The sequence below is a fragment of the Corynebacterium silvaticum genome (assembly GCF_002162115.2).
GTDB classification, from domain to species: domain Bacteria; phylum Actinomycetota; class Actinomycetes; order Mycobacteriales; family Mycobacteriaceae; genus Corynebacterium; species Corynebacterium silvaticum.
Window position 1 is genome coordinate 758061 of record NZ_CP021417.2, and the last position, 26755, is coordinate 784815.

Below are 26755 nucleotides of genomic sequence, written 5' to 3' on the forward strand. Positions count from 1 at the left end.
GTTGTGCCTGGAGCGTTTAAAAAGAATAGTAGAGTTTTGTTGCTTGTGTTCACTGTGCAGTGTCTGACATGACACCTGTTGTGTGTTGTGTTGTTATGGATGTGTTGGTGGTTATAGTGTCGGGGGTACGCCCGGTCCCTTTCCGAACCCGGAAGCTAAGCCCGATTGCGCTGATGGTACTGCACCTGGGAGGGTGTGGGAGAGTAGGTCGCCGCCAACCAAAAAATTGATATGTAGGAAGAGAGTCTAGGTATGATGCCTTACCCCCTTGGGGGTGGGTGTGGTGCCTAGACTCTCTTCCCTTTTTTTACGCGTAAACAACCCCTTAACACCCCCTCGAGTAGGGGGTGTTAAGGGGTTTAAGCTTTTTAGAGGAGGTTGTTCACAACCCCTAACAAACAGGGGCAATCAGACGCTCAATCGCCGTGAGGATCTCTTGTCGGTCTCTGCAGTATGCAAAGCGAACAGCGCTGCTCCAGCCCACGGAAGAGCCTGTAAACGGCTCTATGGGGATGGCTGCTACGCCTTTTTCTTGGGGAAGATCGAGGCAGAATTGGTTGCCGGTTTTATCGGTCATAGAGGAGATATCGGCGACAACGTAGAAAGCGCCGTGGGTGTCGTAGACGTTGAATCCTGCTTGGCGCAGGCCGTCGGAAGGCAGAATGCCTTTAGCTTCGGTCTCTGCGACGGTGCTGTGAATCCATGCGTCTTCATGGTCTAGCGCGTAAGCGACAGCGGGTTGGAATGGGGTGGCACCGACGTAGCTCATAAATTGCTTTGCTTTAAATACTGCATTGAGTAGCGGTGCGGGGGCTAGAGCCCACCCGGTTTTCCATCCAGTTACGTTGAATGTCTTGGCCGCGGAGGAGACCGTAATGGTGCGTTCTCGCATACCTGGAAGGCTAGCTACCGGGAGATGAGAGTGGTCGCCAAAGGTGTAGTGCTCATAAGCCTCGTCAGAGAGGACGAGGAGATCATGCTCAGCACAGACGGAAGCGAAGGCTTTGAGCGTTTGTTCATCAAAAACAGCGCCCGTTGGATTATGCGGTGAATTGATAATCACCATGGATGTACGCGGGGTAAGCGCAGCTGTAAAGGCATCTATGTCGAGTGTCCACGAGCGTCCATCTGGAATGAGCGGAACAGCAGCTATACGACGCGCGCCAGCGAGCGCGATAGATGCAGCATAAGAGTCATAATAGGGTTCGAAGACTAGGACGTCTTCGCCTGGTTCTACGAGACCCAATATCGTGGCGGAAATCGCTTCGGTTGCGCCCACCGTCACAAGTACTTCGGTGTCGGGATCGTAGGAGACACCGAAGTGTCGTTCTCGGGCGCTGGCAATGGCCTGGCGCAAACGAGGAATCCCACGAGCCGGCGCATATTGGTTGTTGCCTTGAGCTATTTCTTGCTGAGCTCGTTCCAGCATGGCCGCGGGGCCATCGCTTTCGGGAAAACCTTGACCAAGATTGACCGCATGGAATTCTGCGGCCTTTGCACTCATCGTGGCAAAGATGGTTTGGCCAAATTCGTTTAGACGCTGGACGCCGGGAGTATGTGGAGTATGCGTCATTAGTCGATCACCAACAGATCAAATTTGGTTTCTTTAACATCGTCCAACCGTGTGAGGTTTTTGTGCAAGGTGTTCCACTGCTCGTCAGGAATTTCCTCGATGGCGCGTTCAATGACGGTGGGGTCAGTGGTGGCCCAGCCGATGGGCATGGGAGAAATCTGGTCCCAGGTACCTTGGCTGTGTACAGAGCGTTGCCCTGCAACAGCAACCACCGGGACACGTTCGCCCACGGTGCGCTCTACGCCCTCAAGGTTGGTGATGTTGCGAGTAGCCAGAGCCCACGTGGGAGGAGCTTGTTCATCAACATTTGCGTTGACTAATGCCATAACAACAAAATCGCGGGGATTAACCTCTGCGATCATTCCTGCTGCTAAAGGATAGTTCTGGTAGAGGCTTTCTGAGGTTCCCACTTTTTTAGGGATCACGGTTATCATCGCAAAGCTAATCAGGGCCATGACCGCAAAAATCGCAAAAACTATTCCGCCAAAGGTCCCTCCTAGGGCCAAGAGCAAAGCGATGCCGATGACGAGCTGTATGAGTCCAAAAAGACCAGCTGAAAGCTGTAAGCGCTTGGTGTCCTTTAATAACTCATTATTCTTTTTAGCGTAATCGGAGTCGATAGGAAAAGAAAACTTTTGCATGATTGGTCAGGTCCCTTGGTAGAAATACGCGGAAAGCAGCCTTGGGCTGCTCTTATAGCTTAACTGTCTAGATGAGGTCGGCGGCATCGATGATCCGGTACGCGTAGCCCTGTTCGGCCAGGAATCGTTGCCTATGTGCTGCATACTCACTATCGAGGCTGTCGCGGCTCACAACGCTATAGAAGTGCGCCTCTGAGCCATCGGACTTTGGGCGTAACAGTCTTCCTAGCCGCTGCGCCTCCTCTTGCCGCGAGCCGAAAGTGCCGGACACCTGGATGGCTACTGCGGCTTCCGGCAAATCGATAGAGAAGTTAGCTACTTTGCTCACCACGAGAGTGGTGATGTCTCCAGCGCGGAATTTGTTAAACAGCTCCTCACGCTTTTTGTTGCTTGTCTTCCCCTCGATCACGGGGACACCAAAACGCGTACCGAGTTCTTCTAATTGATCGATGTAAGCGCCGATGATGAGCGTCGGCAAGCCTTGATGGCGCTGCAGGAGCGTATCGACGGCGCGAAGCTTGGACTCCGCGCAGGCAGCAATGCGATACCGATCTTGGTTTTCCGCTGTGGCATAGAGCATGCGCTCTTCTTCTGTCATGGTCGTGCGGACTTCAGTGCACTCTGCGGTAGCGATAAACCCGCGTTGTTCTAAGTCTTTCCACGGGGCATCGTAGCGCTTTGGTCCAATCAAACTAAACACATCGCCTTCTCGGCCGTCCTCCCGGACAAGCGTTGCAGTAAGGCCTAAGCGTCGGCGGGATTGGAGATCGGAGGTCATCCGGAAGACCGGTGCCGGAAGAAGGTGGACCTCATCGTAGATAATGAGTCCCCAGTCGCGAGAATCAAAGAGTTCAAGGGCACGATATTCCCCTTTGGTTTTACGAGTGACCACTTGATACGTTGCGATGGTCACCGGTCGAATCTCCTTTTTCTCCCCGGAATATTCGCCGATCTCCTCTGGCGTTAGCGTTGTGCGCCGTAATAGCTCGTCGCGCCATTGTCGTCCGGCTACGGTGTTGGTGACCAAAATAAGGGTGGTGGCTTGCGCCTGGGCCATAGAAGCCGCTCCCACCATGGTCTTTCCTGCCCCACAGGGGAGCCACGACCACGCCGCTTCCGCCTTCCCAGAAGGAATCCGCAGCCATCTTTTGATAGTCGCGTAGTTCCCAGTGCTCATGCTCCTGGGACAACGCAATCGGGTGAGCCTCACCATCCACGTAGCCCGCGAGATCTTCAGCCGGCCAGCCAACTTTGAGCAGTTCTTGCTTGAGCCGACCTCTCTCAGACGGATGCACAACGATGGTTTCTGCATCAATCTGTGCGCCTAACATGGGATGGATCTTCTTATGACGAATCAGCTCAGCAAGGATTGCCGGTTCTGCCGATTCCAGAATAAGACCATGCGCAGGATGCTTGTGCAGCCGTACTCGACCGTACCTAGACATGGTCTCGGCGACGTCGATAAGCAAAGCCTGCGGGACGGGGAAGCGTGAGAACTTTTCTAATACATCGACAACGCCTTCTGCGTCATGACCTGCGGCACGAGCGTTCCATAAAGCTAAAGGAGTGATCCGATAGGTATGAATGTGCTCAGGGGCTCGCTCCAGCTCTGCAAAGGGAGCTAGCGCTGCTCGTGCGGCACCGGCTTGGGCGTGGTCGATTTCTAACAAAACGGTTTTATCCGACTGGACGATCAGCGGGCCGTCAGCAAATGCCACAGGGAAACACTCCTCAACCCTCAAGGGAAATACAGACTGTCCATTATGGCATTGAGCACCGTGGCATCCCAGCTTTTATGCACGAATACGCTGTTATATCGACAGGGCGTGGATTACTCGGACTGGTTGATCACTATCTCGGTGATCCTGTGGATGGTAAAACGATGCATGGCACCGTCGACAGGATCTACGGCAGAAAGCTGACCACTAGAAACAGTGATGGGCGTGACCACCCTATGCACCGCTTGGCCATGTTTGTCCACGAATCCGAGCGTGACGGTGCGCTTGGCACGAATCGCCGACTGCAGCGCACTGAGAACTCCTGAACCATGAACCGTCGCCTTTGTGCCCGCCGCGACGGCTTCCTTAGCAGCATCATGTCGCAGAATAGACGCTATGGCGGCAGCAATGTGTGCCTCATTGTCTTCCTCTGGGTGGTGCGACCGCAGCGGTGTGGACAGGCGAGAGGGCGCGGGCCGGATATCGATACTGATGCCGTTGGCATCTTCAGCAACTGGATGAAAACCTTCCTCACGCAGCGCCTGAAGCACTCGAACCAGCGGCGCCTGCGATATGGCGACAGTGGGTGCTATGAGCCTGAGGCCAACAGCTTCCGCCGCGGAGGTCCGACTGACCTGTAACAGCAAAGCTTCATCGGCGCAACGTAGGTAACTTACGGCGGGCCCACCCCTTAAAGAGCCGTGACGACGCGCAACGTCAGCGATGAGGTACGAGATAGATTGCGGCAGCTCACCCAGGACATGAGCCTTGAGAAAGCCTGTGAGCTCTTCAGGCGTACGCCCTGCGTCTAAGGCACGTCGTACGCTTGATTCCGTGATGCGATAGACGCTAGCCAACCCCATCGATTCGGCCTCGCCCAAAAGTGCCATCTCTTGCATAAGAAGCTGGGGCAGCGGGCCAGGAGCAAGGATTGTCATATCAGCCTGGGGGATGAGCTGTGTGACTTCTGTAGGAGTTAAGGATTGCGTTATCTGATCAAGACGCGAAAGCGCAGTAGTCTCGGTTCCCTTGACAAGGGCATCCAGCACAGAAGTAGTGCCATTGCTCGCGGTGAGTACGCCGATCCAACGAGCTTCTGCAACGAGCTGATCAATATGCTCGGGGGGAGACCCTAGACACACGCAGTGGGGCTGCAAAACCGATATTCGCGCGGAGTGAATGATCGGAAATACCTGAAGGTGTGGAATGCTGCGCCGTAGTCCGCAGAACCAGCTCACGCAGCGACGGTAGTTTTTCATTCCACGTGGCTGGCGAAAGGAAGCGTTGAGGTTTGCCCTTATCATCTAGGGTATTGACCACCCAAGGGCGCAAGATCCCATGAAAATACCAGCCGTACACCAACTGTGACCATTGGTGAGACAGCGGAGAAACGAGCCACTCGTCGGCGCGGTGAGTAGGGCAGAGATAGTCACCCCCTGTGTCGTCGGTGGGGAGAGGATCTGGTACTCCTCGGGCGACCAAGTCGCAGGACATAGCCAACGACATGACTCGGAGGGCTGTGAGCTCGTCGGAATCGAGAATCTGCGTGAGCGTGGTGACGCTACGAACTCCCAGAACTCCGTCTTTGAGCAGGGGCATGGGATCATGCCCGAGTTCGCGCAGAAGTATCCGCATAAGGCGTACCACCTCTAGACCAGTCCCGGCGCTATTCTCATCATTCTTACTGGACGCGGCGAACTCCACGCGGGAACTCGGTAGTACAGGGATAAACGGTGGCTGTTGGCCTCTCAGAAGGTATCGCACAGGCATAGAAAGCCGAACAGTCGTGGCGTCAACCCGTATGAGAAGCCCCTGCGCGATCAGTCGTGGTATCGGTCGCTGAGGGTCTGCATCAGGAGCAGCATCTTTGGTTATTCCTGTGCCGCCGGACCGGTCAAGGGTAGTGAGGATTTTGTGATCGCGTTCATCCAAGGTATCCAGAACCTGCTGGAAATCGGTTTCTTCTTGGGCGCTTACCCCAAATAATTGCCATCCGGTAGGAAGCGCGTTCATTGCCTCAGGGACAACCTTGAAAGATGCGGGGGAACCATACATGAGGGCGCGCAGTACAAGTGAGGTGACAGCTTCTTCGACGAGTACATCAAGGTTGTCCGGAGCCTGTTCCCCAAGATAGTCACGCAGTGCATCCACCAGATTGGGGGCAATCACAGGTTCGAGTTCTGCGCCAAGGGAACTGGCCGCCTCAAGCGTCAAAAGCTCGAATGCAGTGAGGGACATCAATGCACGCGCCAATGATGCGCGTAGCTGTAAACGAGCAGCTAATGAGGATATTCCGGGAGGAAGCGGGTGGGTGACATCGGGCCTATTTTTAAGGATGGCCGCGAGGTTTTTCTCGTCGAGTGAACTCAGCCACTCGCGGAAATTGAGGGGCCACGTATAAGGGGCAAAAGAAGAGCACATGATGGTATTTCAGTTTAGTTGCTCTTTCAGGTGACTTTTACCCCTAAAGTTTGAAACAATGGGACACATGGCAAACATGGAGAAAAAAGGATACGTCGATCCGGGCTGGCCTGCACACGTCCCGGGTGGCGGGCACGCTGTGACCGAGCTTGTGGCTAAAGTCGCTGGTGCTAATAGCCCGTGGGGCGACATTGAGCTACCTGTTCCTGCAGAAGAAACCGGTTATGTTCACCCTTATACCCGGGTGAATAAGTAGCCTGTAGCTCCACTATCTGTGGTGTCCTCACTTGTAGAACAAGCGAGGACACCACATGTGTGTATAAAAAAGATAGGTCCCGTTAGCGCCCAATAATGTAGCGCTAGCGGGACCTAAAATTTTAGGCGTGTTTTACATGCCCATGGCGGTATCAATTACCTGGCGATTTGCCTGGTAGAAGGCATCGAAATTGTTGTTGTTGGCCTGGTAGAAGGCGTCAATTTCAGGGTGAACCCCGATGCCGTAGCCAGCGAGGCGATCCTTGACTACCTTGTAAACCGCATCGACAGCAAGCTTATCGGCGTTTTGGCCGGATGCAGCTGCGTAGTTCTGTGCGTCGTCAACGATCTGCTGTAGCGGTGCTGGTGCAGATGCGACAGAATCGCGAGGCGTTGGTGCTGAGTTAAGCCCAAGCTTTGCGGAGCAGGAAGGCCATGCGCCCCAGCCCTGAGAAGCAAGAACCTTTTCTGCGACGGCGATCTGCTGCTCGCGGGTGGCCTTGTCAGCGGTTGGTGCGTACTGCCCACCGCCGAAGCCTTTCCACGTGCTTGCAGAGAACTGAATGCCACCGTAGTAGCCGTTGCCGGTGTTGATTGCCCAGTTGCCACCGGATTCGCAGCCTGCAAGACGATCCCAGTCAGAATCTGGTGCAGCAGATGCTGCGGGAGCGAACAGGGTGGCTGCTGAGCCGACTGCGACAGTGGAAGCTGCAATCTTTGCCAGTGCAGAAGCGGACTTACGAGCGTGACGTGCCATTAAAGAAAGTTTCCTCTCGTTGTGCCGCCGAGAATCGTGGTAAGCGCAGGACGCGTGTTGTAGTCCATGGGACAAACGCATGTCTTGCAGGGAAGGAACCACACGCTCGATACGAATGTACCGAGTGCGGTGGTCAACCACGAGCCCCTGTCTGCTGAGTGAGTTGTGTGTAGTTGGTTGGGCCGGAGCTCAACCGCGAACGGTCAATTCCTCTGCACTTCATGCGTAGACCGGCTCGATATCCAGACAGGGGCTGGCGAAGATATCGGACGGTGGCCTACGCGGTGCTCGATTGACTACGGTACTGGTTTATAACGGTTGTGTCACGTTTTTCTTTCTTTTTAGCGGCGAAATTCCTGGGAGTTTTGGGTGAAAATGCTGGTCAATGGCTGTTGTTGCGAGATAGAAATTTTTTATCACAGAGGCTAAAAAGAAGGCGTTTTGGGGAAATCTGCACCTTATCGCTGTTTTTATTGTGACCTGTGAGGTAGATGTGACGGTGTCTTGAGAGGTTTCTGGAATGAGCTATACTTTGAGTTTTACTATCTCGAACTTTCCCTAGGAAAACAGTGCATAGGCCGCCGCATCGTCTGAGGAATAACAACCAGTCGCGGTGGTTTCTTTTATTGCTGGCTTCAGTGGGGAAACGTGCGATAAATCTCGGATCGGCGCATAAGGGTCGGTGCAGGAGTCAGTGAAACTAGGTACCTGTCATACTTGACTCTGAGTGCTTGATTGCGTGATTTGCTGCGGTTTTGTGTGCGAATATCGCAAGATAACCATGAGGATCATGTAGATAAAATATGGAAGGAGTCTTGTCGTGCCGATTGGCAGAGTTCGGTGGTACGACCCCGAAAAGGGCTACGGATTCGTTTCTAATCCTGGAGACGAAGACTGCTACGTGGGCAAGAATGTGTTGCCGGCGGGCGTCGATAAGCTTGAAAAAGGTCAGCGGATCGAGTTCGATTTTGCGGACGTGGGGAAGAAACCTCAGGCATTGCGCATAAAAATTCTTGAGGCGCCCAAGACGCGTAGGCCGCAACATCGGCACAAGCATAGCCCTGAGGAGCTTCATGGCATGGTGTCGGATCTTGTGACCATTTTAGAGTTCAAGGTACAGCCAAGCCTGAGAAGTGGCCGGTTCCCAGAGCGTAAAGACGGACGCCAGATAGCTGGAATACTTCGAGCAGTGGCAAAGGAACTTGATTCCTAGGCAGACAAATAATATACCGACTATAAAGAAACGGATGTCTTTATAGTCGGTATTTGTCTTACATAAGGTTTTATGTCACCGTGGCGCGTATCGACCATGTGACGGTGTATGGAGTCTCCTCGCCCTTATCGTCATGGCCTATGAGCACGGAGGAGACTTCAACGACAACAAGCTTTGTGCGATCCTGAGAATCCTTTTTCAAAGACGCAGAAGCGGGGACAGCGACCTCACTTGCCTCATGCGCGGTGTAGAAAGATTGATCGTTTGCTGTGGGATCATCATAGATTTTCAGTAAAGACCAGTCATGGTCGGAGACTTGTGATGGAACTTTGACGGTGAGTTCCTGATCCGCGTTCACGGTTATAACCGGAACGGTGTTTTCCAGGCATTCGACGCCGGGTTCGCAGATACTAAAAGGGAAAACCTCTTGGCTAGATGACGGCGAAGAAACCTCGATCGCGACCTCACGCGGTTCTTTTTCCGGACGGTTATTCCACCACGTTTGGAATGCTATCGACCCCGCTACCACTAGTGCTACCGCCACGATGAGGGCGGTAATCTGGATGAGGTTTCTGCGTCGAGTTCTGCGACTAGCCATGGTGAGCAATACTACCTCGCCTGGAGAACTAGGGGGATACGCGCTGGAGAAACCGGACGCGGTAGAGATCCGGCCACCGTTTGCCAGTGATATAAAAGTTGTCTGTGCCCGGTATATGGGCGATGCCGTTGAGTACGTTGTCAATATCTGGTTGTGCGTTGTTGGGGATAGGGGAGGCGTCGATACGCTCTCTGACAACGCCGCTGGTTACGTCGATACCTAGAATCTCTGTGGACAAGAATTTATTTGCATAGACGGTATCGGTTTGCGCGCCTGAGCCAGCAGGAACGCATTCCAGTTCGTTGAGCCCTTCTACCGGTATCGCTTGTCCCTGGGCGTTGGACACACGAACAGAGATCCGTTTTATTTCCTCAAAAGTCAGTGGGTCGAGAACGCGCAGGCTGCTCGTGCCGTCAGACATGATTAAGCGATCTGAGAAAGCGCACAATCCCCAGCCCTCACCCGGGTACGTTGCCCGTGCGGTTTCCTCCAACGATTCAGGATCACGCTGGATTGCAACATTATTTTTCCACGTCAATTGCCATATTTTCCGCGAACTGTCCTTAGTCGGATCGGTCTTAGTCACCGTGATGCCTTCACCAAAGAAGGAGTCTGGAAGCTGCTTGCGCGTTGTCTGGATATTGTCCACAGAAGTGCGGTAGATCGAGCTGGTTCCGTATCCTCCTGTTCCCACGATTAATGAGTCGCCGTCCATTTCGAGCCCCTGAGTAAAAGATCGTGAGTCGAAATCATGGCGCGAGATTATTTCTGCCTGCAGCTCCAACGGACGTTCGAGTGGTTCTTGCGTTGGTTGGGAAACCTCGGCGGGAGAAGCGCACGAGGTAACGCCGAGCGCGATGGAGAGGAGACCCACTGAAAAAACTTTCATGGTGGGTGTATCCCTACGCGGAAGATGCGACCGCTGTAGCAGTATCAACAGTGGATTGAGGACTTTCATCGTGCAGGTGAAACGGTGCAATCGCATAGCAGTTATTGTGCCCTCAATGTATCGATTGTGGATAGATGCTGGATAATAGGGGAGTGCCGAACAGACGTAATACCAAAAATAGCCAGTCCGGCCCGTTATTGAGTGCCAAGGCGCTTTCAGTCGCACGACACGCCCTAGAAGAACTAGGGGAGGGTGAAGTCGGAGCCCACATCGGGGTAAGAAACGTCAACGAAACCTCCGCGACGCATCGCTTTGTCGCCGACGTACCTGGATATAACGGGTGGGAATGGAACGTGGTGGTCGCATGTGCCAGTGGCTCCCGCTGGGTAACAGTGAGCGAGCTTGCTCTTGTGCCTGGACAAGAAGCCCTGCAAGCACCTGATTGGGTCCCGTACCACCAGCGAGTTCAGCCGGGAGACCTCGGCCCCAATGACTTCCTTCCTCCTAGGCCAGATGATCCACGGCTTACTGAAGATTCGGAGCAAGCAGCTTACGATTTTGGGACGCCGAAGAAGCTGACAAAGGTGGGAATCCAGACCGCCTCAGAACGATGGAAAGACGGAGCTTTTGGTCCTTCGTCTGAGTATGCGAGGAAAGCGGCTCACAATTGTGGCGGATGCGCATTTTATTTCCCGCTTGCAGAACCCGTAGGAAACGATTTCGGCGTGTGCGTCAACGAGTATTCGGCGGATGGGCGCGTAGTTCATACGACGTATGGGTGCGGTGCACACACTGATACGCCTCCCTCTGAGCCGCTTGGGGTAGTAGAAAATAGCCCCTTTGATGATGAAAAACCAGAAATTTTTCCAGCTGGTACTAACCAATAAATATGGTGGTTTTAACCCCTACCCCTGGGCAGCAGCTTTGTCGTCGATTATGTCCCTTGTGGGGCACAAGAAACGATAAAAATGACTCGTTTTGAGGATGAACCCGCTGTGTGTCGGCTATTTTCGGTTTGATCCAAGTGCTCCTGAATGGGAATATCTTGTGTGCGGAAGTTTTCCGAGGTATCCCTCTTTTAAATATTTGGAGCGAATCAGATGGCTTCTATGCCTACTTCTGATCAAGCAGCGCCGAAGCAGACTGAGAAGTCTCGCGGCGCGTTCGATCGCTATTTCAAGATCAGTGAGCGTGGTTCAACAATTGGAACCGAAGTTCGTGCAGGTGTGGTCACGTTCTTTGCGATGGCTTACATCATCATCCTTAACCCTCTCATCCTAGGGACGAGTCCTGACTCCGAGGGAACAGTACTTGGTATTCCGCAGGTGGCCGCAGCTACTGCTTTTGTAGCTGGCGTAATGACGATCCTTTTTGGCGTCATAGCCAAGTATCCCTTTGGCATTGCGGCCGGCCTTGGCATCAACACCCTTGTTGCTGTCTCTATGGTCTCCACTGAGGGACTGACCTGGGCAGAAGCCATGGGCCTGGTAGTCCTCGACGGCGTGATCATCGTCATCCTGGCGGTTTCTGGTTTCCGTCAGGCGGTGTTTGATGCCATTCCTAAGCCGATGATCGCCGCTATGAGTGTTGGTATCGGCATGTTCATTGCTCTTATCGGGCTTGTCGACGCCGGCTTTGTGCGCCGCCTCCCAGACGCTGCACACACTACTGTCCCCGTCGGATTGGGCACCAATGGTTCGATTGCTTCGTGGCCTACCTTTGTCTTTATCATCGGTCTGCTGATTTGTGGCTTCATGGTAATCCGCAACATTCGTGGCGGTCTTTTCATCGGCATCGTGGCGACCACAATCATCGGCATGATCGTAGAAGCCCTGACCGGTGCTGGCTCTTCCGCGGATAACCCCACCGGAGGCTGGAGCCTTGCAATTCCGATGATTCCGGAAGGCTTTGGCGGAATCCCAGATCTTTCCCTCATTGGTAACGTCTCTCTCCTCGGCGCTTTTACCCGCGTTGGTGCCCTAGCCGCTACCTTGCTGCTGTTTACCCTCGTGTTGGCTAACTTCTTCGACGCAATGGGAACTATGACGGCGCTAGGAAAGCAGGCACGGCTTGTCGACGACAACGGCGTGCTTCCGGACATGAAGAAGGCACTTGTTGTTGAAGGCGCAGGTGCAATTATCGGCGGTGGCGCCTCTGCTTCCTCCGCGACTGTTTACGTTGACTCCGCTGCCGGTATTGCAGACGGCGCTCGTACCGGCCTGTCTAACGTGGTTACGGGCCTTCTCTTCCTCCTCGCGATGTTCCTTACACCGTTGTATGAGATAGTGCCGATTGAAGCAGCTGCACCGGTCCTCGTCGTGGTCGGCGCAATGATGATCGGACAGGTGAGCGAGATTGACTTTACAAAGTTCAACATTGCGCTCCCGGCCTTCCTCACCATCGTCATCATGCCTTTTACCTACTCGATCGCTAATGGCATCGGCGTCGGGTTCATTACCTTCACCCTGATGACTCTCTTTGCTGGAAAAGCCAAAGAAATCCACTGGATTATGTGGCTGGTCTCCGCGTTGTTTGTGATGTACTTCTCCATCGACCCGATTATGTCGGCTCTTGGCTAAGCATTAGTGGACAGCGTTATGTCCCATGAGACTCCCGATTACGGCATGCCTGTGCCTGATCGGGAGTTTTGTTTTATTAAGTGCGGAACGCCTCTCACAAGGGTCTTCGAACTACCGAGGCATTGAAGAATCCCCACGCGCGATAACATGTAATGCGTGACTGAACAACCAACTCCATCGGCGCTTAACATCGTGCATATCGCAGATCCTGAAGACCCGCGTCTTGATGATTTCCGAGACTTGAATCATTCCGACAACCGACCAGATCTTCCTGGCGGAAAAGGGTTGGTCATTGCTGAGGGGCCGTTGGTGGTCGGCAGGCTTATACAGTCGCGTTTTCCTGTTCGCTGTCTGATTGGTTTTCCTGCCAAACTCGAATCATTTCTTAGCGATCCCGCGATAGCCGAACTGGTGCGTGATATCCCAGTCTACTCCCTGGATCGAGAGACACTGGCGAGCGTGGCTGGTTTTGACATGCACCGCGGACTACTTGCAGCGGCCGACCGCGTGGCGGGGCTATCCATCGCAGAGGCCGTATCTGAAGCATATACCGTCGCCATACTTGAGGGGGTAGGCGATCACGAGAACATTGGCTCAATGTTCCGAAATGCCGCAGGAATGGGCGTGGACGCCATCCTATTTGGCAATGGTTGCACAGACCCGCTGTATCGTCGCGTCGTGCGTGTTTCCATGGGGCATGTGCTCCGGACACCTTTTGCTCATTTTGGTGGCAAAAGAACAACATGGCAACGAGAACTAGAAGAACTGAAAGAGGCTGGGTTCCATCTGGTTTCCCTTACCCCTCACCCTGAGGCTGAACACCTTGCAGATGCGCTTGTCGACGCCACCACCGGGCGCCCATACGACAAAGTGGCACTCCTCGTCGGTGCTGAAGGCCCTGGGCTCACCGAACATGCTATGCGCGCAACTGATGTCCGCGCCCGCATTCCTATGGCACCTGGAACTGATTCGCTTAACCTTGCCACATCCGCCGCGATTGCTTTTTATGAGCGTGACAGATCGCTCAGGTAATTAGTGGCGGTCGGTGTGACGCAGCTTTTCAGCTAGCTTGCGGGAAAAAGTTCGAATCTTTTTCCCCGCAGCAACAGCGAGGTGCTGGGCCACATCTTTTGATACTTCCGCGTAACGAGCCAGCTCTGCGGTGACCGGCGGCTCAGAACCATGCTGCTCATAGTCGTCGTAGTCGTTTCGAGATTCTCCCAGTCCAAGTTTGGAGGAAGCTGTGGTAACCAACGACTGAATGCTCTTTTTCTGGTCGGAAGGATGATCCACGAGTTTGGGCTCGGGTCGTCCGTCGACAGCAAAGGCAGCCACGTTGATGTCGGAGGCATCCTCAACGTCAAAACCGAGCCATTGTCTTTGGGCCTCATACATGAGTTCAATGGGCCAGAAAGGCAGAGTAATTCCTCCGCTGTCCTCTGCTTTTTCTCCTGCCCAATAGGGGTTTTCAAAGGGTTCTGGAAGCCCTAGGTCCTCATATACGCGTTCTCTGCGGGCGGAAAAAGACCGCCGTAAGGCGTCGCCAGTCCAATGCGCAAACGCCCCTAGCCCGGTCTCCTCGTTGATCGCAAAGGCATAGACATCTGCCGCTGGAATACAGGAACGAAGCTTTGGATTGAGCTTGGACAGCTTAGTGGCGTCAGCTACACCTGTTTGGATGATTGAAAGCCCCTCAAATCCCGCGATATAGAACTCATGCGGGGAAGCCTGTGCCGAACGATTCAAGGAAAACTGACCAATGGGAGTAATCGGCCAGCGTGGATTTAGTTGGGCTAGTAGCTTTCGGCCAAACCCTCGGTCCGCTCGGGGTTGCTTTGCTATAACCGCGCCGGGGTCCGCGGTTGTGACAAACCACAAGGTCACCACGGCGTCGTGACGTGGAGCTGAGGGATCTCCATAATCGGGTGTGCTCATAAGAATCGTTCCTTATCGCAATGAAGTAAACGTGGGGGAGGGAAGCGATAAAACGGAGGTGGGAATGACTAAGACCGGGGGCGCTTGGTGTTGGTGCGTACACCGAGTAGAACGTCTTCCCAGTGCGGAGTCACAGCCTTGCGGCGACGCTTGGAGGGGGTCTTAGGCTGTTGGTCTGGGCTCTGGAAGAATCCCTCGCCAGAAACTTCTATGGAATCTTGAGAAGAAATCTCGCGTTGTGCTTCTTCTGCGTCTGTGATGGGGGGAAGATCATCGCGAGTTTTTTCTACCTCTGACTCCGCATGCGGGTCCTGAGGAGCCTCGGGAGACCGAGTATTGTCAAAGACATCGACCGCGCGTGGCCTTCCTACCGGGGAGATTGTTCGCACGGGTTGGATGAAATCGGGGTCGATGAGATCTGCGGCAATCCCGTTCCGAGCTATTGCGGTGGTAGAGGACATGCTATTTCGGTGGTAAGACCACTCTGCGGTGAGATCACTGACACCGGATTTCCATGACACCGTGGCAATCCACTGGCCGGAGGCGTCACGGTAGGCATCCCACTGTGTGGTTGATAGATCAAGGCCGCGAGCTGCAAACGCAGTGACTAGTACTTCCCACAACGTAAGACGTGCCGGCCCGTCATCACGTACGGGATGCGACTGCTTAGCCATATCTGCGATGCGTGCACGCTCCAACAGGACTGGGTGGGCGTAGGGCTCAATACGGGATTCTGTGACCCCGTTTTCTTCTGCTAGCTGGGCTACAGTTGCGCCACCCCGGATCCGATCCTGGATTTCTCGTGGACGCATAGCCAGTGGTGTAGAGAGCCGGGGGTCCATTTCTTTGGTGCGCAGCTCGCGTTGCTCAGGGGCGTCTGTTGCCGTCGAAACAGGCGAAACGGCAGCAACGTCCGCGGGACGAGCTTCTTCCGGTTCAGAGGCAGTCTCTTTCACATCTGCTGCAGAATCAGCTTCAGCGGTATTCGTTGCCGCAGGGGATTGATCCTCGGAGGTCTTTCCTAGCAGCGTTGCACGCAAGGAGTCGTCTACGACGAGGAAGTACTGGTCCTCAGGGGACTCAGCGGCGTGGAAGACAAGGGATGTCTTCGTGGACTCGCTTGGTATGAGAACGAGTTCCTGCATCAGTACTCCTTTGCTGTGATGATGGACATAACCATCCTCTACTTTAACGCAGCGATGCCTCCAACGGCCGGTGCTCTGCCGGCATGTGGGATGAATGCTTGCGGAAGAACCATGGGGCGGCTGCGGTGGGCACTGAGAGAACTGTGAGGTTTGGGTGGCGTCGACAAGCTTAACGACGCCACCCATGGGGCGGGACTGCCGTTACGCGAGAGCGAATGAATTGTCCAGGATGTAATCGATTGCGGATGTCAGGATTCTGATGTCTGAAGTCTCGATAGCTGGGAACATGCCGATGCGTAGCTGGTTGCGTCCGAGCTTGCGGTATGGCTCTACGTCAAGAATCCCATGTGCGCGGAGAATTCGAGCCACCTGTGCGGCATCGATGGAATCATCAAAATCAATGGTTCCTACAACTAGGGAGCGTTTTTCTGGCGACGCAACAAAAGGCGTTGTTTCCTGACGTGCCTCAGCCCACTGATAAAGAGCATCGGAAGACGCAGTTGTGCGCTGCACCATGGCAGACAACCCACCCTGGTCATTCATCCACTGAACCTGCTGTTCCAGCATGAGCAGTGTGGATACCGCAGGCGTGTTATACGTCTGGTTTTTGCGGGAATTATCGACGGCTGTCTGCAGATTGAGGAAGTCCGGGATGAAGCGGTCGGAAGAATTGATCTTCTGGATACGCTCCAAAGCTGCTGGGCTCATTGCAGCAAGCCAGAGGCCGCCGTCGGAGGCAAAGCATTTTTGGGGTGAGAAATAATAAACGTCAGCTTGGTCGATCTCTACGGGAAGTCCTCCTGCTCCTGAGGTTGCGTCAATGACCACCAGCTGACCCTCAGAACCTGTTGGGCGGATGACCGGGACCATAGCACCCGTGGACGTCTCATTATGGGCCCAGGCCACAACGTCGCAGCCGTCTAAAGCAACGGGAGTCGGTGCATCGCCGGGTTCTGCGGAAATGACGGTGGGCTCTTGTAGCCAGGGGGCTTTGGCTGCTGCACTAGCAAATTTTCCAGAGAATTCGCCATAGGTGAGATGCCCGGATTTGGATTCGATCAGGCCGAAGGTTGCGCAATCCCAAAAGGCGGTAGCTCCGCCAAGGGAAAGGACGATTTCATAGCCATCGGGAAGGTTGAATAGGGAGGAGAGGCCTTCCCGAATGTTGCCCACAACGTTTTTGACTGCGGGTTGACGATGCGAAGTGCCCATAACTGTGCGACCTTTTTCGGTGATCGCTAGGAGTTGCTCTGTGCGAACTTTTGAAGGTCCACATCCAAATCTGGGGTCAACGGGGAGAAGATCGCTGGGTAGTACGGGGAACTCGCTCATGCTCATGCTTTCTAGAGATTGGAAGCTGCCTCGGGTTCTCACGGAAACGTGTGAGTTGAATGTCACAGCCAGTCCGAATAGTACCGGCAAAGCGCATAAATTACTAGGTCTTTTCTGTTGATAATTAGGTTTAATGATTAGCAAATTGCATCATTGCAGGACGCTGTTAGGCCGGGGTTGCTTGAGGGGGTGTGGTGGATGATTTTTGCAGCATGTTGGGGGTTGTTGCTGGGGGTGAAACGGTGCAATGTAGGGTGAGTCACAAAATTTGCTAAGCTGTGAATTGCTCGACCGAAAAGCTGTAAAGCTGGCCAACATCTTTATTAATGAAGTAACGCATAAAGTAAACTTTGTATGTTCAGTTGTTGGCTACCGCTCGGCTGGGATAGGTGCCGTTATTTCGTGAAAAGAATGATGGCACCTAGCGCTAGATTGCTCTGACTGGGTGCGGTAACCTGCACTTATTTAGATACTTTCCCGATGGACACTACGTGCTGAATGGGGGTAGAGATACCTTCCAGCCGTCGTATAAGGAGACACCGTGCCGATGCTAAAAGTCCGAAAAGGTTATAGTTTTGGGCAACGGCGTCTCGTCTTTAACGATTAATACGGCGTCCTTCTACACCTGAATAGGCGTTAATTTAAGTACAAATTGAAAGGGAAGCTGTGGCTACTGACAACAAAGACAAAGCTGTACTCCACTACCCCGGTGGCGAATATGAGATGGACCTCATTCACGCAACCGAGGGCAACGACGGCGTTGTGTTAGACAAACTGCTCTCTGAGACCGGTCTCGTTACATTCGATCCCGGTTACGTCAGCACCGGTTCGACCGAGTCGAAAATTACGTACATTGACGGCGACAACGGCATTCTGCGCCACCGCGGCTATGACATCGCAGACCTTGCAGAGAACGCAACCTTCAATGAGGTTTCCTACCTACTTATTAAGGGGCATCTCCCTACCGTGGAGGAGCTGCATAGCTTTAACTCCGAGATCCGTCACCACACCCTCCTTGACGAGGACTTCAAAGCACAATTTAATATCTTCCCGCGTAACGCCCACCCGATGTCTGTTCTTGCATCGTCAGTAAACATTCTTTCCACCTATTACCAAGATCAGTTGGACCCGCTGGATGAGGCTCAGCTTGATAAGGCAACGGTTCGTTTGCTGGCCAAGGTTCCGATGCTTGCGGCCTACGCATACCGCGCTTCTAAAGGTGCTCCGTACCTGTACCCGGACAACTCTCTGAATGCGCGTGAGAACTTCCTCCGCATGATGTTCGGTTATCCCACCGAGCCTTATGAGGTCGATCCAGTGGTGGCTAAGGCCCTGGATAAGCTTCTTATTCTGCATGCAGATCACGAGCAGAACTGTTCTACATCGACAGTCCGTATGATCGGATCTGCACAGGCCAACATGTTCGTTGCCATCGCAGGTGGCATCAACGCACTGTCCGGCCCGCTGCACGGCGGTGCCAACCAGGCTGTGCTGGAAATGCTGGACGATATCGCCCAGAACCACGGCGGCGACGCAACCGACTTCATGAACCGCGTGAAGAACAAAGAAAAAGGCGTTCGCCTCATGGGCTTCGGCCACCGCGTGTACAAGAATTACGATCCGCGTGCTGCGATCGTGAAAGAAACTGCGCATGAGATCTTGGAGCACCTAGGCGGCGACGAGCTGCTGGATCTAGCCATGAAGCTGGAAGAGATTGCGCTTTCCGACGACTACTTTGTCTCCCGTAAGCTCTACCCCAACGTGGACTTCTACACTGGTTTGATCTACCGGGCAATGGGCTTCCCGACGGACTTCTTCACCGTGTTGTTTGCTATTGGTCGTCTTCCGGGCTGGATCGCACAGTACCGTGAGCAGCTGGCAACCACGACCAAGATCAACCGCCCTCGCCAGATCTACACCGGTGAGACTTTGCGTAAAGTGACGCCACGCGAACAGCGCTAAGCGACACACAACCAGCTCCTCACAAAGCTTGCTGAGCTGCATTTTGAGGCCGAGCGCGTGAATTCCCAGTAAAGTGGAATAAACGCGCTCGGTTTTCGCGTGCCTCGTCTTGCCCTCAGCTGTTCGAGGCAGGCTAGGAATCCGGGTTCATCCCCATTCAACGATCCTAGGAGTTAGAGATCCATGGAAAAGCCCCAGATTGAGGTGCCCGAAGGTCCGGCGCCAGAGGACATTGTCATCCTTGACGTCGTCGAAGGCGATGGTCCGGAAGCGCAGCCTGGTGGACTCGTCGAGGTTCACTACGTGGGTGTGGACTTTGAAACCGGCCAAGAATTCGATTCCTCATGGGATCGCGGCCAAAGCATCGAGTTTCCGCTGTCCGGCCTGATCGCAGGCTGGCAAGAAGGAATCCCAGGGATGAAAGTGGGCGGGCGTCGTCAGCTCACTATCCCACCAGAGGCAGCGTACGGCCCAGCAGGCGGTGGACACCCATTGTCCGGACGCACGTTGGTGTTCATGATCGATCTGCTCAACGTGGGCTAATTCTTTCCACGTAGAATAAATCAAGAACCGCGCTGTTTTGAACAAAACAGCGCGGTTCTTGATTGTCGTGGCCGTTAGCTGAGGGCGTCGGCAAGCTTTTCATAGTGGCGTAAGCGCTGCTCTCTTCCTACTCGCTGGGGAGCGAGCTGCAGCTCTGTGAATGCTGCGGAGACACTATGGAGCACCCGTTCGGCGAATAGCTGGGGTTCTTCTGCAGCATCGGGTAGCTCGGGGATGATTGCGTCGACAATGCCTGCCGACGTTAACGCGAAGGCAGACACTCCCTGTTCTTCCATCATGGCTGGGGCGTGGTCAACATCGCGATAAATGATGGCGGACGCACCCTCGGGCGGCAGTGGGCTTAGCCAAGCATGAGTGGCGGCCAAAACTTTATCCGCGGGAAGCAGCGCCAATGCGCCCCCGCCGCAGCCCTGGCCCAAAATAACGGAGACCGTGGGAACATCAACGGAGACGAGCTCTCCCAGCGTACGGGCGATTGAGCCGGCCATCCCGGTTTCCTCGGCATGTGCGCTTAGCTCAGCGCCGGGAGTATCAATGACTGAAAGTAGCGGTAACTGCAGGTCGTGGTCTAGCTGAATACCGCGCCGGGCGCATCGTAACGCCTCTGTTCCTAGCTGGGAATCTGCAAAGGGGGGTTGTGCGTGTCTATCTTGTCCAACGACGACTACCGTGCGGCCTTCAATCCGGGCCAGGGCAACGATCACAGATGGCGATATCCTTCCATCGCCGCTTCCTGAGAGCTCAATGTAGTTGGCTTCGCCTATCGCAGATAACAAGGATTGGATTCCCGGACGATCGCTTCTGCGCGTAGCCGTGATAGCTTCCCATGCACTGGGGACGGAGCTTTGTTCAGGAGTTGGGAGCTGCGTATGGCTGCTCGTGGTGGAAGGAATGAGCAATACGTTGACAATCTTGTTCAGTGCTGCTCGTAGCTGTTGGGGAGACACTACTCCGTCTATGACGCCTTTGGCCGCAAGGTTTTCACCAGACTGGACCCCTTGGGGAATCGGGGTACCTGTGGTGAGTTCTACTACCCGGGGGCCGAGAAAACCTAGGAGTGCCTCTGGCTCGGCAAAAGTAAAGTGCCCTGCGGATCCCCAGGAAGCCATTACTCCGCCGGTAGTGGGGTTGCGCAGATACACCAAAAATGGCAGGTGCGCGTCTTTGTGTCGATAGACCGCCGTGGTGATGGACACCATAAGCGCGAATGCAGGAGTCCCTTCTTGCATGCGAGTGCCGCCGGAAGAAGGAGAAATAAGCAGGGGAAGGCACTCAGCCGTAGCGCGATGGATGGCATTGATGATCCTGTGGGCTGTGGCTGCACCGATAGAACCACCGAGAAAAGAAAATTCGCTGAGAATAATGGCTACGCGATACCCACAGACAGTGCCCTCCCCGGTGATAACAGATTCATCTACGCCAGATTTTTCTCGTGCATTAGCCAGAGTACTTTGATAACTTTCGGAAATTTCTCCATAGCGTGGGGGTGTATCCCATGAATAAAAAGAGCCGTGGTCTAGAACATCAGTAATCAAATCGTGTGCAGATGTGCGCGTCATGTGACCACGATAACGGTTTTAAGCAAGAAAAGATGCGGGAACGCGGGCGCAATGCTGTCGGGGGTATCGGCGAATCAATAGGCCAGTCTGAATAAGCGAAAGCCCGTGCACATATGAGAACGGGGAAGTCCTGTGCACGGGCCTGCTGTTGGGATTGGGCTGCGAGATCAGAAAGCCTTAGGAGCTTTACTTCTTGGTGATGACACCACAGGCGACACGGGCGCCGGCATCGCCAGTTTTGAGGGTCTCCTCATCTGGGCCGTTAGGTGCGTAACGCTCTGGGATGTTGGCATAGTTGTCGCGTCCTTCATGAACAATCAGGGACGTCCCATCTGCGCCAAAAAGTAGCTCTTCATCAACAGCATCGGTGACCACCTCAAGGTGTCCTGTGCCATCTGCGTTAACGAGCACGGAAGGAAGATCGCCTGCGTGTGGGTGGTAGCCATCACCGTGTGGCTGATTCTTGCCATGAAGGTGTCCGCCGGCAGACTTAAAGTTGCCCTCGCAGACGCCCTTGTCATGGACATGGAAGCCGTGGAAACCAGGGGTCAGTCCCTTTGCTGCCACTGTGATTTTGGTACCCGCAGCGGTTTTAGTGAACTCAACCGTGCCCACGCCTTCGCCGGATTGGTTCTTTAGCTCGGCGGTGGCAAAAGCGTGTGAGTTGGTTGCGGTGGAAGCCGCGGAGGTCATGGCTTTGTCTGCGGAGTCCTTTGTTGTTGTTGAGTTCGAACAAGCGCTGAGGACTGCAATGCTTGAAACTCCGACCAGTGCTACTGCAGCGCGGAGTGTCAATGTGCGAGACATGTTTTTCCTTTCGTGGAAATTACCTGTTAAAGCCCTAACCACGATTGTGGTTAGCGAGACAGTATGCGCGTGCGCGATAGCTGTTGGGTACATTGTAGCGAAAACTGAGAATTGTATATATATTGCCCTTGTTTTAATGTTCCTGTGTTGGAAATATATGGCCCTGAACTGGCCGTTTGTTGTCAAGAAAGTTTTTTGACTGCTGAGATGAATGTCAAAAATATAGGCAAAAGCATTGAAACGGAGGGGATCGATTGAGACATAGTGCTTGACTATCGCTCGATTCTCTCCGGCTAATAAGTGGAGTGATAAGAGGGTTGACGTCGATTGGCTCGCAGTGTCCGTATCTTCTGTAGCTTTCTATTGCCGGTGGATGTGGGAGACGAGGAGATCGGGGAGGGGCTGCTGGCAGATGGGGAAAGAATGTACAAAGAACGGATGAATGCCAAGCGAAGCTTCTTGGTTTTCTCTAAGATCGGCTCCAAGGTAGTAGTGCGACGCTAAACGGGCGATCCTCAAGAACGCCGCTGATTAACGTCTTCAACGTTTGAGCCTGCGTGACTCCTGAGAGGTGAATGATGATGATTGATGCACAATCCGTTCCTACCGTGACGCTCAATGACGCCACCGAGATGCCCATTATTGGCCTTGGGACGTGGGAATTACGCGGTGAAGATGCCGTTACCGCAGTACGCAGCGCAATTAATCTTGGATATCGCCATATAGACACCGCCGCGCTGTATAAAAATGAGCAGGAGGTGGGCCGGGCTATTCAAGACGCAATTGCTGCTGGTGATGTGACCCGGGATGAGCTCTTTATCACTACGAAGGCGTGGAATGACATGCATGGCGCGGATAAAGTTCAGCGTGCGTTCCAGGATTCTCTTACCCGACTCGGCCTCGACTATGTCGATTGCTATATGGTGCATTGGCCGTGCCCGCAGAAGGGGCTGTATGTAGAGACATTTGAAGCCGTGGCAAAGCTACAGGGCTTGGGTCAATTGCAGTCAGTGGCTGTGGCTAATTTCTACCCTGACGTGCTCGAAGAGATAACTCGTGCGACGGGTATTGCCCCTGCGGTGAACCAAGTTGAGTTGCATCCGGGATTTTCTCAACCTGATCAACGGGAGGTTCATCGTAAACTTGGGGTGATTACGGAAGCGTGGTCGCCGTTGGGACACGGAGAGTCGTTGAACGAGCCGATCGTTGCCGCAATCGCAAAGAAATACGGAAAATCGCCTGCTCAGATTATATTGCGGTGGGTTGTGCAACTGGGATGTTCGGTCGTTCCCAAGTCCGCTCACCCTGATAGACAGCGCGAAAATATCAATATTTTTGATTTTGAACTTAGTGAAGAAGAGCTGAAGGCAATCACCGCACTCGACGCGACCGGTGGAAGAGCATTCCCTGATCCGCGCGAATGGCCAGGCCTGGAAGATTAAGCTTTTCGACGCCCGCCAGATGTACAAGGGCCCACTCTAATGCGGAGTGACTGTGCTGTGAAGAGTGAAAAGGACCCCGTGTAGGAGGAGAAGATAGGATTGCTTGAACATGATCGGGAGGATGAGGCCTTGCATGCTCTGGGCGGGATAGAAACTGTCAAGGTGTCGTCTGATGGCTTTGTACGTCACATAGTTATAGATAGAGATGAGCGTCGGAACGCTCTTTCTCGTGATATGTGCTTAGCGATTGCGCATGCGGTTTCTGAGGCTTCGGCTGCGGCCGTCGATAATGCATCGGTGCGCGCGGTCGTCGTGAGCGGAGTGGGGCGGGCATTTTGCGCAGGCGCAGACCTTGGTTCTGCGGGAGAGCAAGGCCCGGATGGAGCGGTGTATGGTTCCGATTTTCATGATGCACTCTTTGCCATGTTGCACTCGATTATTCAGGCAAAGGTGCTGGTAATAGCTAATGTGCAGGGCCCTGCGGTGGGTGCCGGAATGCAGCTTGCGCTGGCATGCGGCCTCCGCGTTGTTGGGGAGTCGGCATGGTTTAAAGTTCCTGCTGCCTCTTTGGGCTTTGCGCTTGATGGGTGGACGATAGGGCGTGCACAAAAGCTCTGTGGTGGTGCCTTTGCTAGGAACCTGTTGCTTGCTGGTGCAACGTTGACCTCTGATGCTGCCTTGGCTAGTGGATTCGCTCTATCCCGAGGTGACCATGCCGCAGCGGTTGCTTTTGCTCATGAGGTAGCTGGTCTGGCGCCTCTTGCCGTGCGTCAGCTCAAGGGGGCGCTTAATTACGGTGAGACCGACTATGCGTTGGATGAGCAATCGCAAGTGTTATTTTCTCAGTGCTGGTTTAGCGAGGACATGAGGGAGGCCCGGCAAGCGCGGGCGGAAAAACGGGTGCCGCAGTTTAAGGGGCGATAATCCTGCGGTTGTTACTGGCTGCTGTGCATAAAGGTGGGTCCTTATATGGGGCCCGCCTTTTCTGTTGGTCAAGATGCGGCGGTGGGGATCGGTGGCGCTCAGTGAGGCCCAGCGGGGTGGGGCTTTATAAGGCAAATGGTAGAAGTTAAAGCCGCGAAAACTTGCGGATACGGGATTAACAAAATTTGCAAAAGACTGATTGTGGCAAATGTGGGGGTGGGCTTGCGTCCGTGTTGGTGCAGTAAAAGGGTGCTTGAGGGGGTGGCTGGGACGCTAGGGGTAGGGAGGTTTAGAAAATTTACTATCCAAATATCTTGTGACTTGGGTAACTTTTACCCATTGAGTTTGTGACCCGGATCTCACGGGTTGGACTCTCAACGTCTGAAACCCCCGAACACTTCAGAGGAAAGGAGCATTCGAGATGAGTGCACCAACTGAGGCGCATGGCGTGCGGCAGCCAACTGCTGCAGAGTTTCGTGCCATGCAAGTGAGCCCCCAGTTCAAGGAGCTGAAGCGAACATATCGTTCCTTCACCTTCCCGATGAGCATCGCGTTCTTCGTCTGGTACCTCGTATTCGTTATCGCAGCGACCTATGCTCCAGATTTTATGGGGACGAAAGTGGTTGGCTCGATCAACTTAGGCGTGATCCTAGGAATGACACAGTTTGTGACCACCTTTGTGATCACGTGGATCTACATCAAGTACGCAAACAAGAACATCGAGCCGCGTGCACGTGCGATTCGTGAAGAAATGGAGGGCTAAACATGACCACCTCTTATGTTGCAGCGGAATCGTCTGCAGGAAACCCAGTCCTTAACATTATCGTCTTCGTCGCTTTCATCGTGATCACGATGGCCGTCGTGCTGCGTGCAGGTAAATCCACCAAAGAAGCCTCTGACTTCTATACCGGTGGCGGATCCTTCTCCGGAAAACAGAACGGCTTGGCTATCGCAGGCGATTACCTTTCTGCTGCCTCCTTCCTAGGCATCGTTGGAGCCATTGCCCTCAGTGGTTATGACGGATTCCTCTATTCCATTGGCTTCTTCGTCGCATGGCTCGTCGCTTTGCTCCTCGTTGCAGAGCCACTACGTAACGTTGGCCGCTTCACTATGGCCGATGTTCTTTCCTTCCGCCTCAAGCAGAAGCCAGTCCGTGTGGCTGCGGCCTTTGGCACGTTGTTTGTGTCGCTGTTCTACCTGATCGCTCAGATGGCGGGCGCCGGTGCGCTGGTCTCCGTGCTTCTCGACTTGCACAGCAAAGCAGCCCAGTCGATCGTCGTCGCTGTCGTGGGCGTCATCATGATCGTCTACGTCTTGATCGGTGGCATGAAAGGCACAACCTACGTCCAGATGATCAAGGCTGTGCTCCTCGTTGGTGGCGTGACCATCATGACGATTCTGGTCTTTGTGATGGTCAAGGGTGGGCTCTCCAACCTCTTCGATCAGGCTGTTTCCACGCATGCGGCTTCCGATTACCTGGCCAAGAAGGGCTACGACGCCTCCCAGATTTTGGAGCCAGGCCTGAAGTATGGCGCGACTGCAACGTCCAAGCTTGATTTTCTCTCGCTCGGTATTGCGTTGGTTTTGGGTACAGCAGGTCTGCCACACGTGTTGATGCGTTTTTACACGGTGCCAACCGCAACGGAAGCACGTCGCTCCGTCACCTGGGCAATCGTGTTGATCGGTGCTTTCTACCTGATGACCCTGGTCCTCGGGTTCGGTGCAGCCGCTCTCGTTGGCCCGGACCGCATCATGGCCGCGCCGGGTAATGCTAACGCCGCAGCCCCACTCCTTGCTCTGGAACTTGCCGGCCCTGTCTTCATGGCTCTGATCTCTGCAGTTGCCTTTGCTACGGTTCTCGCCGTGGTGGCTGGCCTTGCCATTACTGCTTCTGCATCAGTGGCTCACGATATCTACGACGCAGTGCTTCGCGACGGACAATCCACCGAGGAAGAGCAGGTGCGCGTCTCTCGTATCACCGTTATCGTGATCGGTGTCGCGGCTATCGCCCTGGGCATCCTGGCGATGCAGCAAAACGTGGCCTTCCTGGTCTCCCTTGCCTTTGCTATCGCAGCTTCTGCAAACCTCCCGACGATTTTGTACTCGCTGTACTGGAAGAAGTTCAACACCACGGGTGCCATTGCCTCGATCTACACCGGACTCGGTGCGGCACTGTTGCTGATTATCTTCTCCCCAGCAGTATCGGGGTCGCCTACATCGATGATCCCGGGCGCAGACTTCGCTTGGTTCCCGCTGACCAGCCCCGGCATCGTCTCTATCCCGCTGGCCTTCCTAGCTGGTTACATCGGAACCTTGGTGGGCAAACCCGATAACTTTGATGACCTGCAGGCTGAGATGGAAGTTCGTTCCCTCACCGGTGTTGGTGTCGAAGCTCCAGTGGATCACTAGTCCCGAACCTAGTCGCATCCCCGTAACCTAAC

General features: G+C 54.1%; 24 protein-coding genes, 1 rRNA gene and 1 pseudogene. 13 read left to right on the forward strand and 13 right to left on the reverse strand.

Annotated elements, in window-relative coordinates; all coding sequences use genetic code 11:
• The first annotated feature begins 103 nt into the window (after positions 1-103).
• Positions 104-220 (forward strand): 5S ribosomal RNA (gene rrf, locus CBE74_RS16050).
• Positions 221-391: 171 nt separating this feature from the next.
• Here the strand turns inward: rrf and CBE74_RS16055 are convergent.
• The 5 genes and pseudogenes from CBE74_RS16055 to CBE74_RS24750 all read right to left on the reverse strand — a co-directional run bounded on the left by CBE74_RS16055 (position 392) and on the right by CBE74_RS24750 (position 6353).
• Entirely contained in the window at positions 392-1573 is a 1182-nt protein-coding gene (locus CBE74_RS16055) for a pyridoxal phosphate-dependent aminotransferase (RefSeq protein ID WP_087453597.1), read from the reverse strand.
• The gene (locus tag CBE74_RS16060; RefSeq protein WP_087453598.1) at positions 1573-2214 is read right to left on the reverse strand and encodes a DUF3239 domain-containing protein; all 642 of its coding nucleotides are present in this window, start codon (positions 2212-2214) and stop codon (positions 1573-1575) included. Before CBE74_RS16060 ends, CBE74_RS16055 begins: the two co-directional genes overlap by 1 nt.
• Before the next feature lie 67 nt (positions 2215-2281).
• A pseudogene (locus CBE74_RS16065) lies at positions 2282-3932 on the reverse strand (DNA repair helicase XPB).
• A gap of 113 nt (positions 3933-4045) precedes the next feature.
• Positions 4046-5074: a helicase-associated domain-containing protein gene (locus CBE74_RS24745; RefSeq protein WP_259484471.1), complete on the reverse strand. Its 1029-nt coding sequence runs from the start codon at positions 5072-5074 to the stop codon at positions 4046-4048.
• Positions 5043-6353, reverse strand: a complete 1311-nt coding sequence (locus CBE74_RS24750) for a hypothetical protein (protein WP_259484473.1) — start codon at positions 6351-6353, stop codon at positions 5043-5045. Before CBE74_RS24750 ends, CBE74_RS24745 begins: the two co-directional genes overlap by 32 nt.
• A gap of 67 nt (positions 6354-6420) precedes the next feature.
• Here CBE74_RS24750 and CBE74_RS16080 point away from each other — a divergent pair, with 67 nt between their 5' ends.
• Positions 6421-6609, forward strand: a complete 189-nt coding sequence (locus tag CBE74_RS16080; RefSeq protein ID WP_014836117.1) for a hypothetical protein — start codon at positions 6421-6423, stop codon at positions 6607-6609.
• A gap of 132 nt (positions 6610-6741) precedes the next feature.
• On the opposite strand, the gene CBE74_RS16085 is transcribed toward CBE74_RS16080, so the two are convergent.
• Complete coding sequence (locus CBE74_RS16085) at positions 6742-7365, reverse strand: resuscitation-promoting factor Rpf1 domain-containing protein (protein WP_087453600.1); 624 nt, start codon at positions 7363-7365, stop codon at positions 6742-6744.
• Between the two features lie 820 nt (positions 7366-8185).
• Here CBE74_RS16085 and CBE74_RS16090 point away from each other — a divergent pair.
• Positions 8186-8578: a cold-shock protein gene (locus CBE74_RS16090; protein ID WP_087453601.1), complete on the forward strand. Its 393-nt coding sequence runs from the start codon at positions 8186-8188 to the stop codon at positions 8576-8578.
• A 70-nt stretch (positions 8579-8648) separates the two neighbouring features.
• Here CBE74_RS16090 and CBE74_RS16095 read toward each other — a convergent pair whose 3' ends face one another.
• Positions 8649-9176: a DUF2771 domain-containing protein gene (locus CBE74_RS16095; RefSeq protein WP_087453602.1), complete on the reverse strand. Its 528-nt coding sequence runs from the start codon at positions 9174-9176 to the stop codon at positions 8649-8651.
• Between the two features lie 28 nt (positions 9177-9204).
• A complete protein-coding gene (locus CBE74_RS16100) occupies positions 9205-10161 on the reverse strand; it encodes a glutaminyl-peptide cyclotransferase (RefSeq protein ID WP_087453603.1) in 957 nt (318 codons plus the stop codon).
• 56 nt (positions 10162-10217) lie between these two features.
• Between CBE74_RS16100 and CBE74_RS16105 the strand changes: the two genes are divergently transcribed.
• The 3 genes from CBE74_RS16105 (at position 10218) to CBE74_RS16115 (ending at position 13676) form a co-directional block, all read left to right on the forward strand.
• The gene (locus tag CBE74_RS16105; protein WP_087453604.1) at positions 10218-10952 is read left to right on the forward strand and encodes a DUF3027 domain-containing protein; all 735 of its coding nucleotides are present in this window, start codon (positions 10218-10220) and stop codon (positions 10950-10952) included.
• 213 nt (positions 10953-11165) lie between these two features.
• Positions 11166-12644, forward strand: a complete 1479-nt coding sequence (locus tag CBE74_RS16110) for an NCS2 family permease (RefSeq protein WP_087453605.1) — start codon at positions 11166-11168, stop codon at positions 12642-12644.
• Positions 12645-12800: 156 nt separating this feature from the next.
• Positions 12801-13676 (forward strand): TrmH family RNA methyltransferase, encoded by an 876-nt coding sequence (locus CBE74_RS16115; protein ID WP_087453606.1) that lies wholly within the window; start codon positions 12801-12803, stop codon positions 13674-13676.
• On the opposite strand, the gene CBE74_RS16120 is transcribed toward CBE74_RS16115, so the two are convergent.
• The 3 genes from CBE74_RS16120 to serC all read right to left on the reverse strand — a co-directional run bounded on the left by CBE74_RS16120 (position 13677) and on the right by serC (position 17056).
• Entirely contained in the window at positions 13677-14579 is a 903-nt protein-coding gene (locus CBE74_RS16120) for a DUF6928 family protein (protein ID WP_087453607.1), read from the reverse strand.
• 68 nt (positions 14580-14647) lie between these two features.
• Positions 14648-15724 carry a septation protein SepH gene (gene sepH, locus CBE74_RS16125; RefSeq protein ID WP_087453608.1) on the reverse strand — a complete coding sequence of 359 codons (1077 nt, stop codon included), beginning with the start codon at positions 15722-15724 and terminating at the stop codon, positions 14648-14650.
• 201 nt (positions 15725-15925) lie between these two features.
• Entirely contained in the window at positions 15926-17056 is a 1131-nt protein-coding gene (gene serC, locus CBE74_RS16130) for a phosphoserine transaminase (protein ID WP_087453609.1), read from the reverse strand.
• Between the two features lie 666 nt (positions 17057-17722).
• On the opposite strand from serC, the gene CBE74_RS16135 reads away from it, so the two are divergent.
• Together CBE74_RS16135 and fkpA are read left to right on the forward strand one after the other, a co-directional pair.
• Entirely contained in the window at positions 17723-19018 is a 1296-nt protein-coding gene (locus CBE74_RS16135) for a citrate synthase (protein ID WP_087453610.1), read from the forward strand.
• A gap of 183 nt (positions 19019-19201) precedes the next feature.
• Positions 19202-19561: an FKBP-type peptidyl-prolyl cis-trans isomerase FkpA gene (gene fkpA / locus CBE74_RS16140; RefSeq protein WP_013241465.1), complete on the forward strand. Its 360-nt coding sequence runs from the start codon at positions 19202-19204 to the stop codon at positions 19559-19561.
• Positions 19562-19635: 74 nt separating this feature from the next.
• Here fkpA and CBE74_RS16145 read toward each other — a convergent pair whose 3' ends face one another.
• The gene (locus CBE74_RS16145; protein WP_087453611.1) at positions 19636-21141 is read right to left on the reverse strand and encodes a carboxyl transferase domain-containing protein; all 1506 of its coding nucleotides are present in this window, start codon (positions 21139-21141) and stop codon (positions 19636-19638) included.
• A 186-nt stretch (positions 21142-21327) separates the two neighbouring features.
• A complete protein-coding gene (locus CBE74_RS16150; protein ID WP_087453612.1) occupies positions 21328-21948 on the reverse strand; it encodes a superoxide dismutase family protein in 621 nt (206 codons plus the stop codon).
• Between the two features lie 327 nt (positions 21949-22275).
• On the opposite strand from CBE74_RS16150, the gene CBE74_RS16155 reads away from it, so the two are divergent.
• From CBE74_RS16155 to CBE74_RS16175, 5 genes are all read left to right on the forward strand, one after another.
• Positions 22276-22452, forward strand: coding sequence for a hypothetical protein (locus tag CBE74_RS16155; RefSeq protein ID WP_166741008.1), 177 nt, complete (start codon positions 22276-22278; stop codon positions 22450-22452).
• A gap of 77 nt (positions 22453-22529) precedes the next feature.
• Positions 22530-23390 carry an aldo/keto reductase gene (locus tag CBE74_RS16160; RefSeq protein ID WP_087454850.1) on the forward strand — a complete coding sequence of 287 codons (861 nt, stop codon included), beginning with the start codon at positions 22530-22532 and terminating at the stop codon, positions 23388-23390.
• A gap of 93 nt (positions 23391-23483) precedes the next feature.
• Positions 23484-24314, forward strand: a complete 831-nt coding sequence (locus CBE74_RS16165) for an enoyl-CoA hydratase (protein ID WP_375167317.1) — start codon at positions 23484-23486, stop codon at positions 24312-24314.
• 421 nt (positions 24315-24735) lie between these two features.
• Positions 24736-25077: a DUF485 domain-containing protein gene (locus CBE74_RS16170; protein ID WP_087453615.1), complete on the forward strand. Its 342-nt coding sequence runs from the start codon at positions 24736-24738 to the stop codon at positions 25075-25077.
• A gap of 2 nt (positions 25078-25079) precedes the next feature.
• Positions 25080-26723, forward strand: a complete 1644-nt coding sequence (locus CBE74_RS16175; RefSeq protein ID WP_087453616.1) for a solute symporter family protein — start codon at positions 25080-25082, stop codon at positions 26721-26723.
• Positions 26724-26755 lie beyond the last annotated feature (32 nt).

Coding starts and splice junctions, on each gene's coding strand:
- CBE74_RS16055 (WP_087453597.1), bottom strand. CDS start 1,573: ATGACGCATACTCCACATACTCCCGGCGTCCAGCGTCTAAACGAATTT.
- CBE74_RS16060 (WP_087453598.1), bottom strand. CDS start 2,214: ATGCAAAAGTTTTCTTTTCCTATCGACTCCGATTACGCTAAAAAGAAT.
- CBE74_RS24750 (WP_259484473.1), bottom strand. CDS start 6,353: ATGTGCTCTTCTTTTGCCCCTTATACGTGGCCCCTCAATTTCCGCGAG.
- CBE74_RS16080 (WP_014836117.1), top strand. CDS start 6,421: ATGGCAAACATGGAGAAAAAAGGATACGTCGATCCGGGCTGGCCTGCA.
- CBE74_RS16085 (WP_087453600.1), bottom strand. CDS start 7,365: ATGGCACGTCACGCTCGTAAGTCCGCTTCTGCACTGGCAAAGATTGCA.
- CBE74_RS16095 (WP_087453602.1), bottom strand. CDS start 9,176: ATGGCTAGTCGCAGAACTCGACGCAGAAACCTCATCCAGATTACCGCC.
- CBE74_RS16100 (WP_087453603.1), bottom strand. CDS start 10,161: ATGCGATTGCACCGTTTCACCTGCACGATGAAAGTCCTCAATCCACTG.
- CBE74_RS16110 (WP_087453605.1), top strand. CDS start 11,166: ATGGCTTCTATGCCTACTTCTGATCAAGCAGCGCCGAAGCAGACTGAG.
- CBE74_RS16120 (WP_087453607.1), bottom strand. CDS start 14,579: ATGAGCACACCCGATTATGGAGATCCCTCAGCTCCACGTCACGACGCC.
- sepH (WP_087453608.1), bottom strand. CDS start 15,724: ATGCAGGAACTCGTTCTCATACCAAGCGAGTCCACGAAGACATCCCTT.
- serC (WP_087453609.1), bottom strand. CDS start 17,056: ATGAGCGAGTTCCCCGTACTACCCAGCGATCTTCTCCCCGTTGACCCC.
- fkpA (WP_013241465.1), top strand. CDS start 19,202: ATGGAAAAGCCCCAGATTGAGGTGCCCGAAGGTCCGGCGCCAGAGGAC.
- CBE74_RS16145 (WP_087453611.1), bottom strand. CDS start 21,141: ATGACGCGCACATCTGCACACGATTTGATTACTGATGTTCTAGACCAC.
- CBE74_RS16150 (WP_087453612.1), bottom strand. CDS start 21,948: ATGTCTCGCACATTGACACTCCGCGCTGCAGTAGCACTGGTCGGAGTT.
- CBE74_RS16160 (WP_087454850.1), top strand. CDS start 22,530: ATGATTGATGCACAATCCGTTCCTACCGTGACGCTCAATGACGCCACC.
- CBE74_RS16170 (WP_087453615.1), top strand. CDS start 24,736: ATGAGTGCACCAACTGAGGCGCATGGCGTGCGGCAGCCAACTGCTGCA.
- CBE74_RS16175 (WP_087453616.1), top strand. CDS start 25,080: ATGACCACCTCTTATGTTGCAGCGGAATCGTCTGCAGGAAACCCAGTC.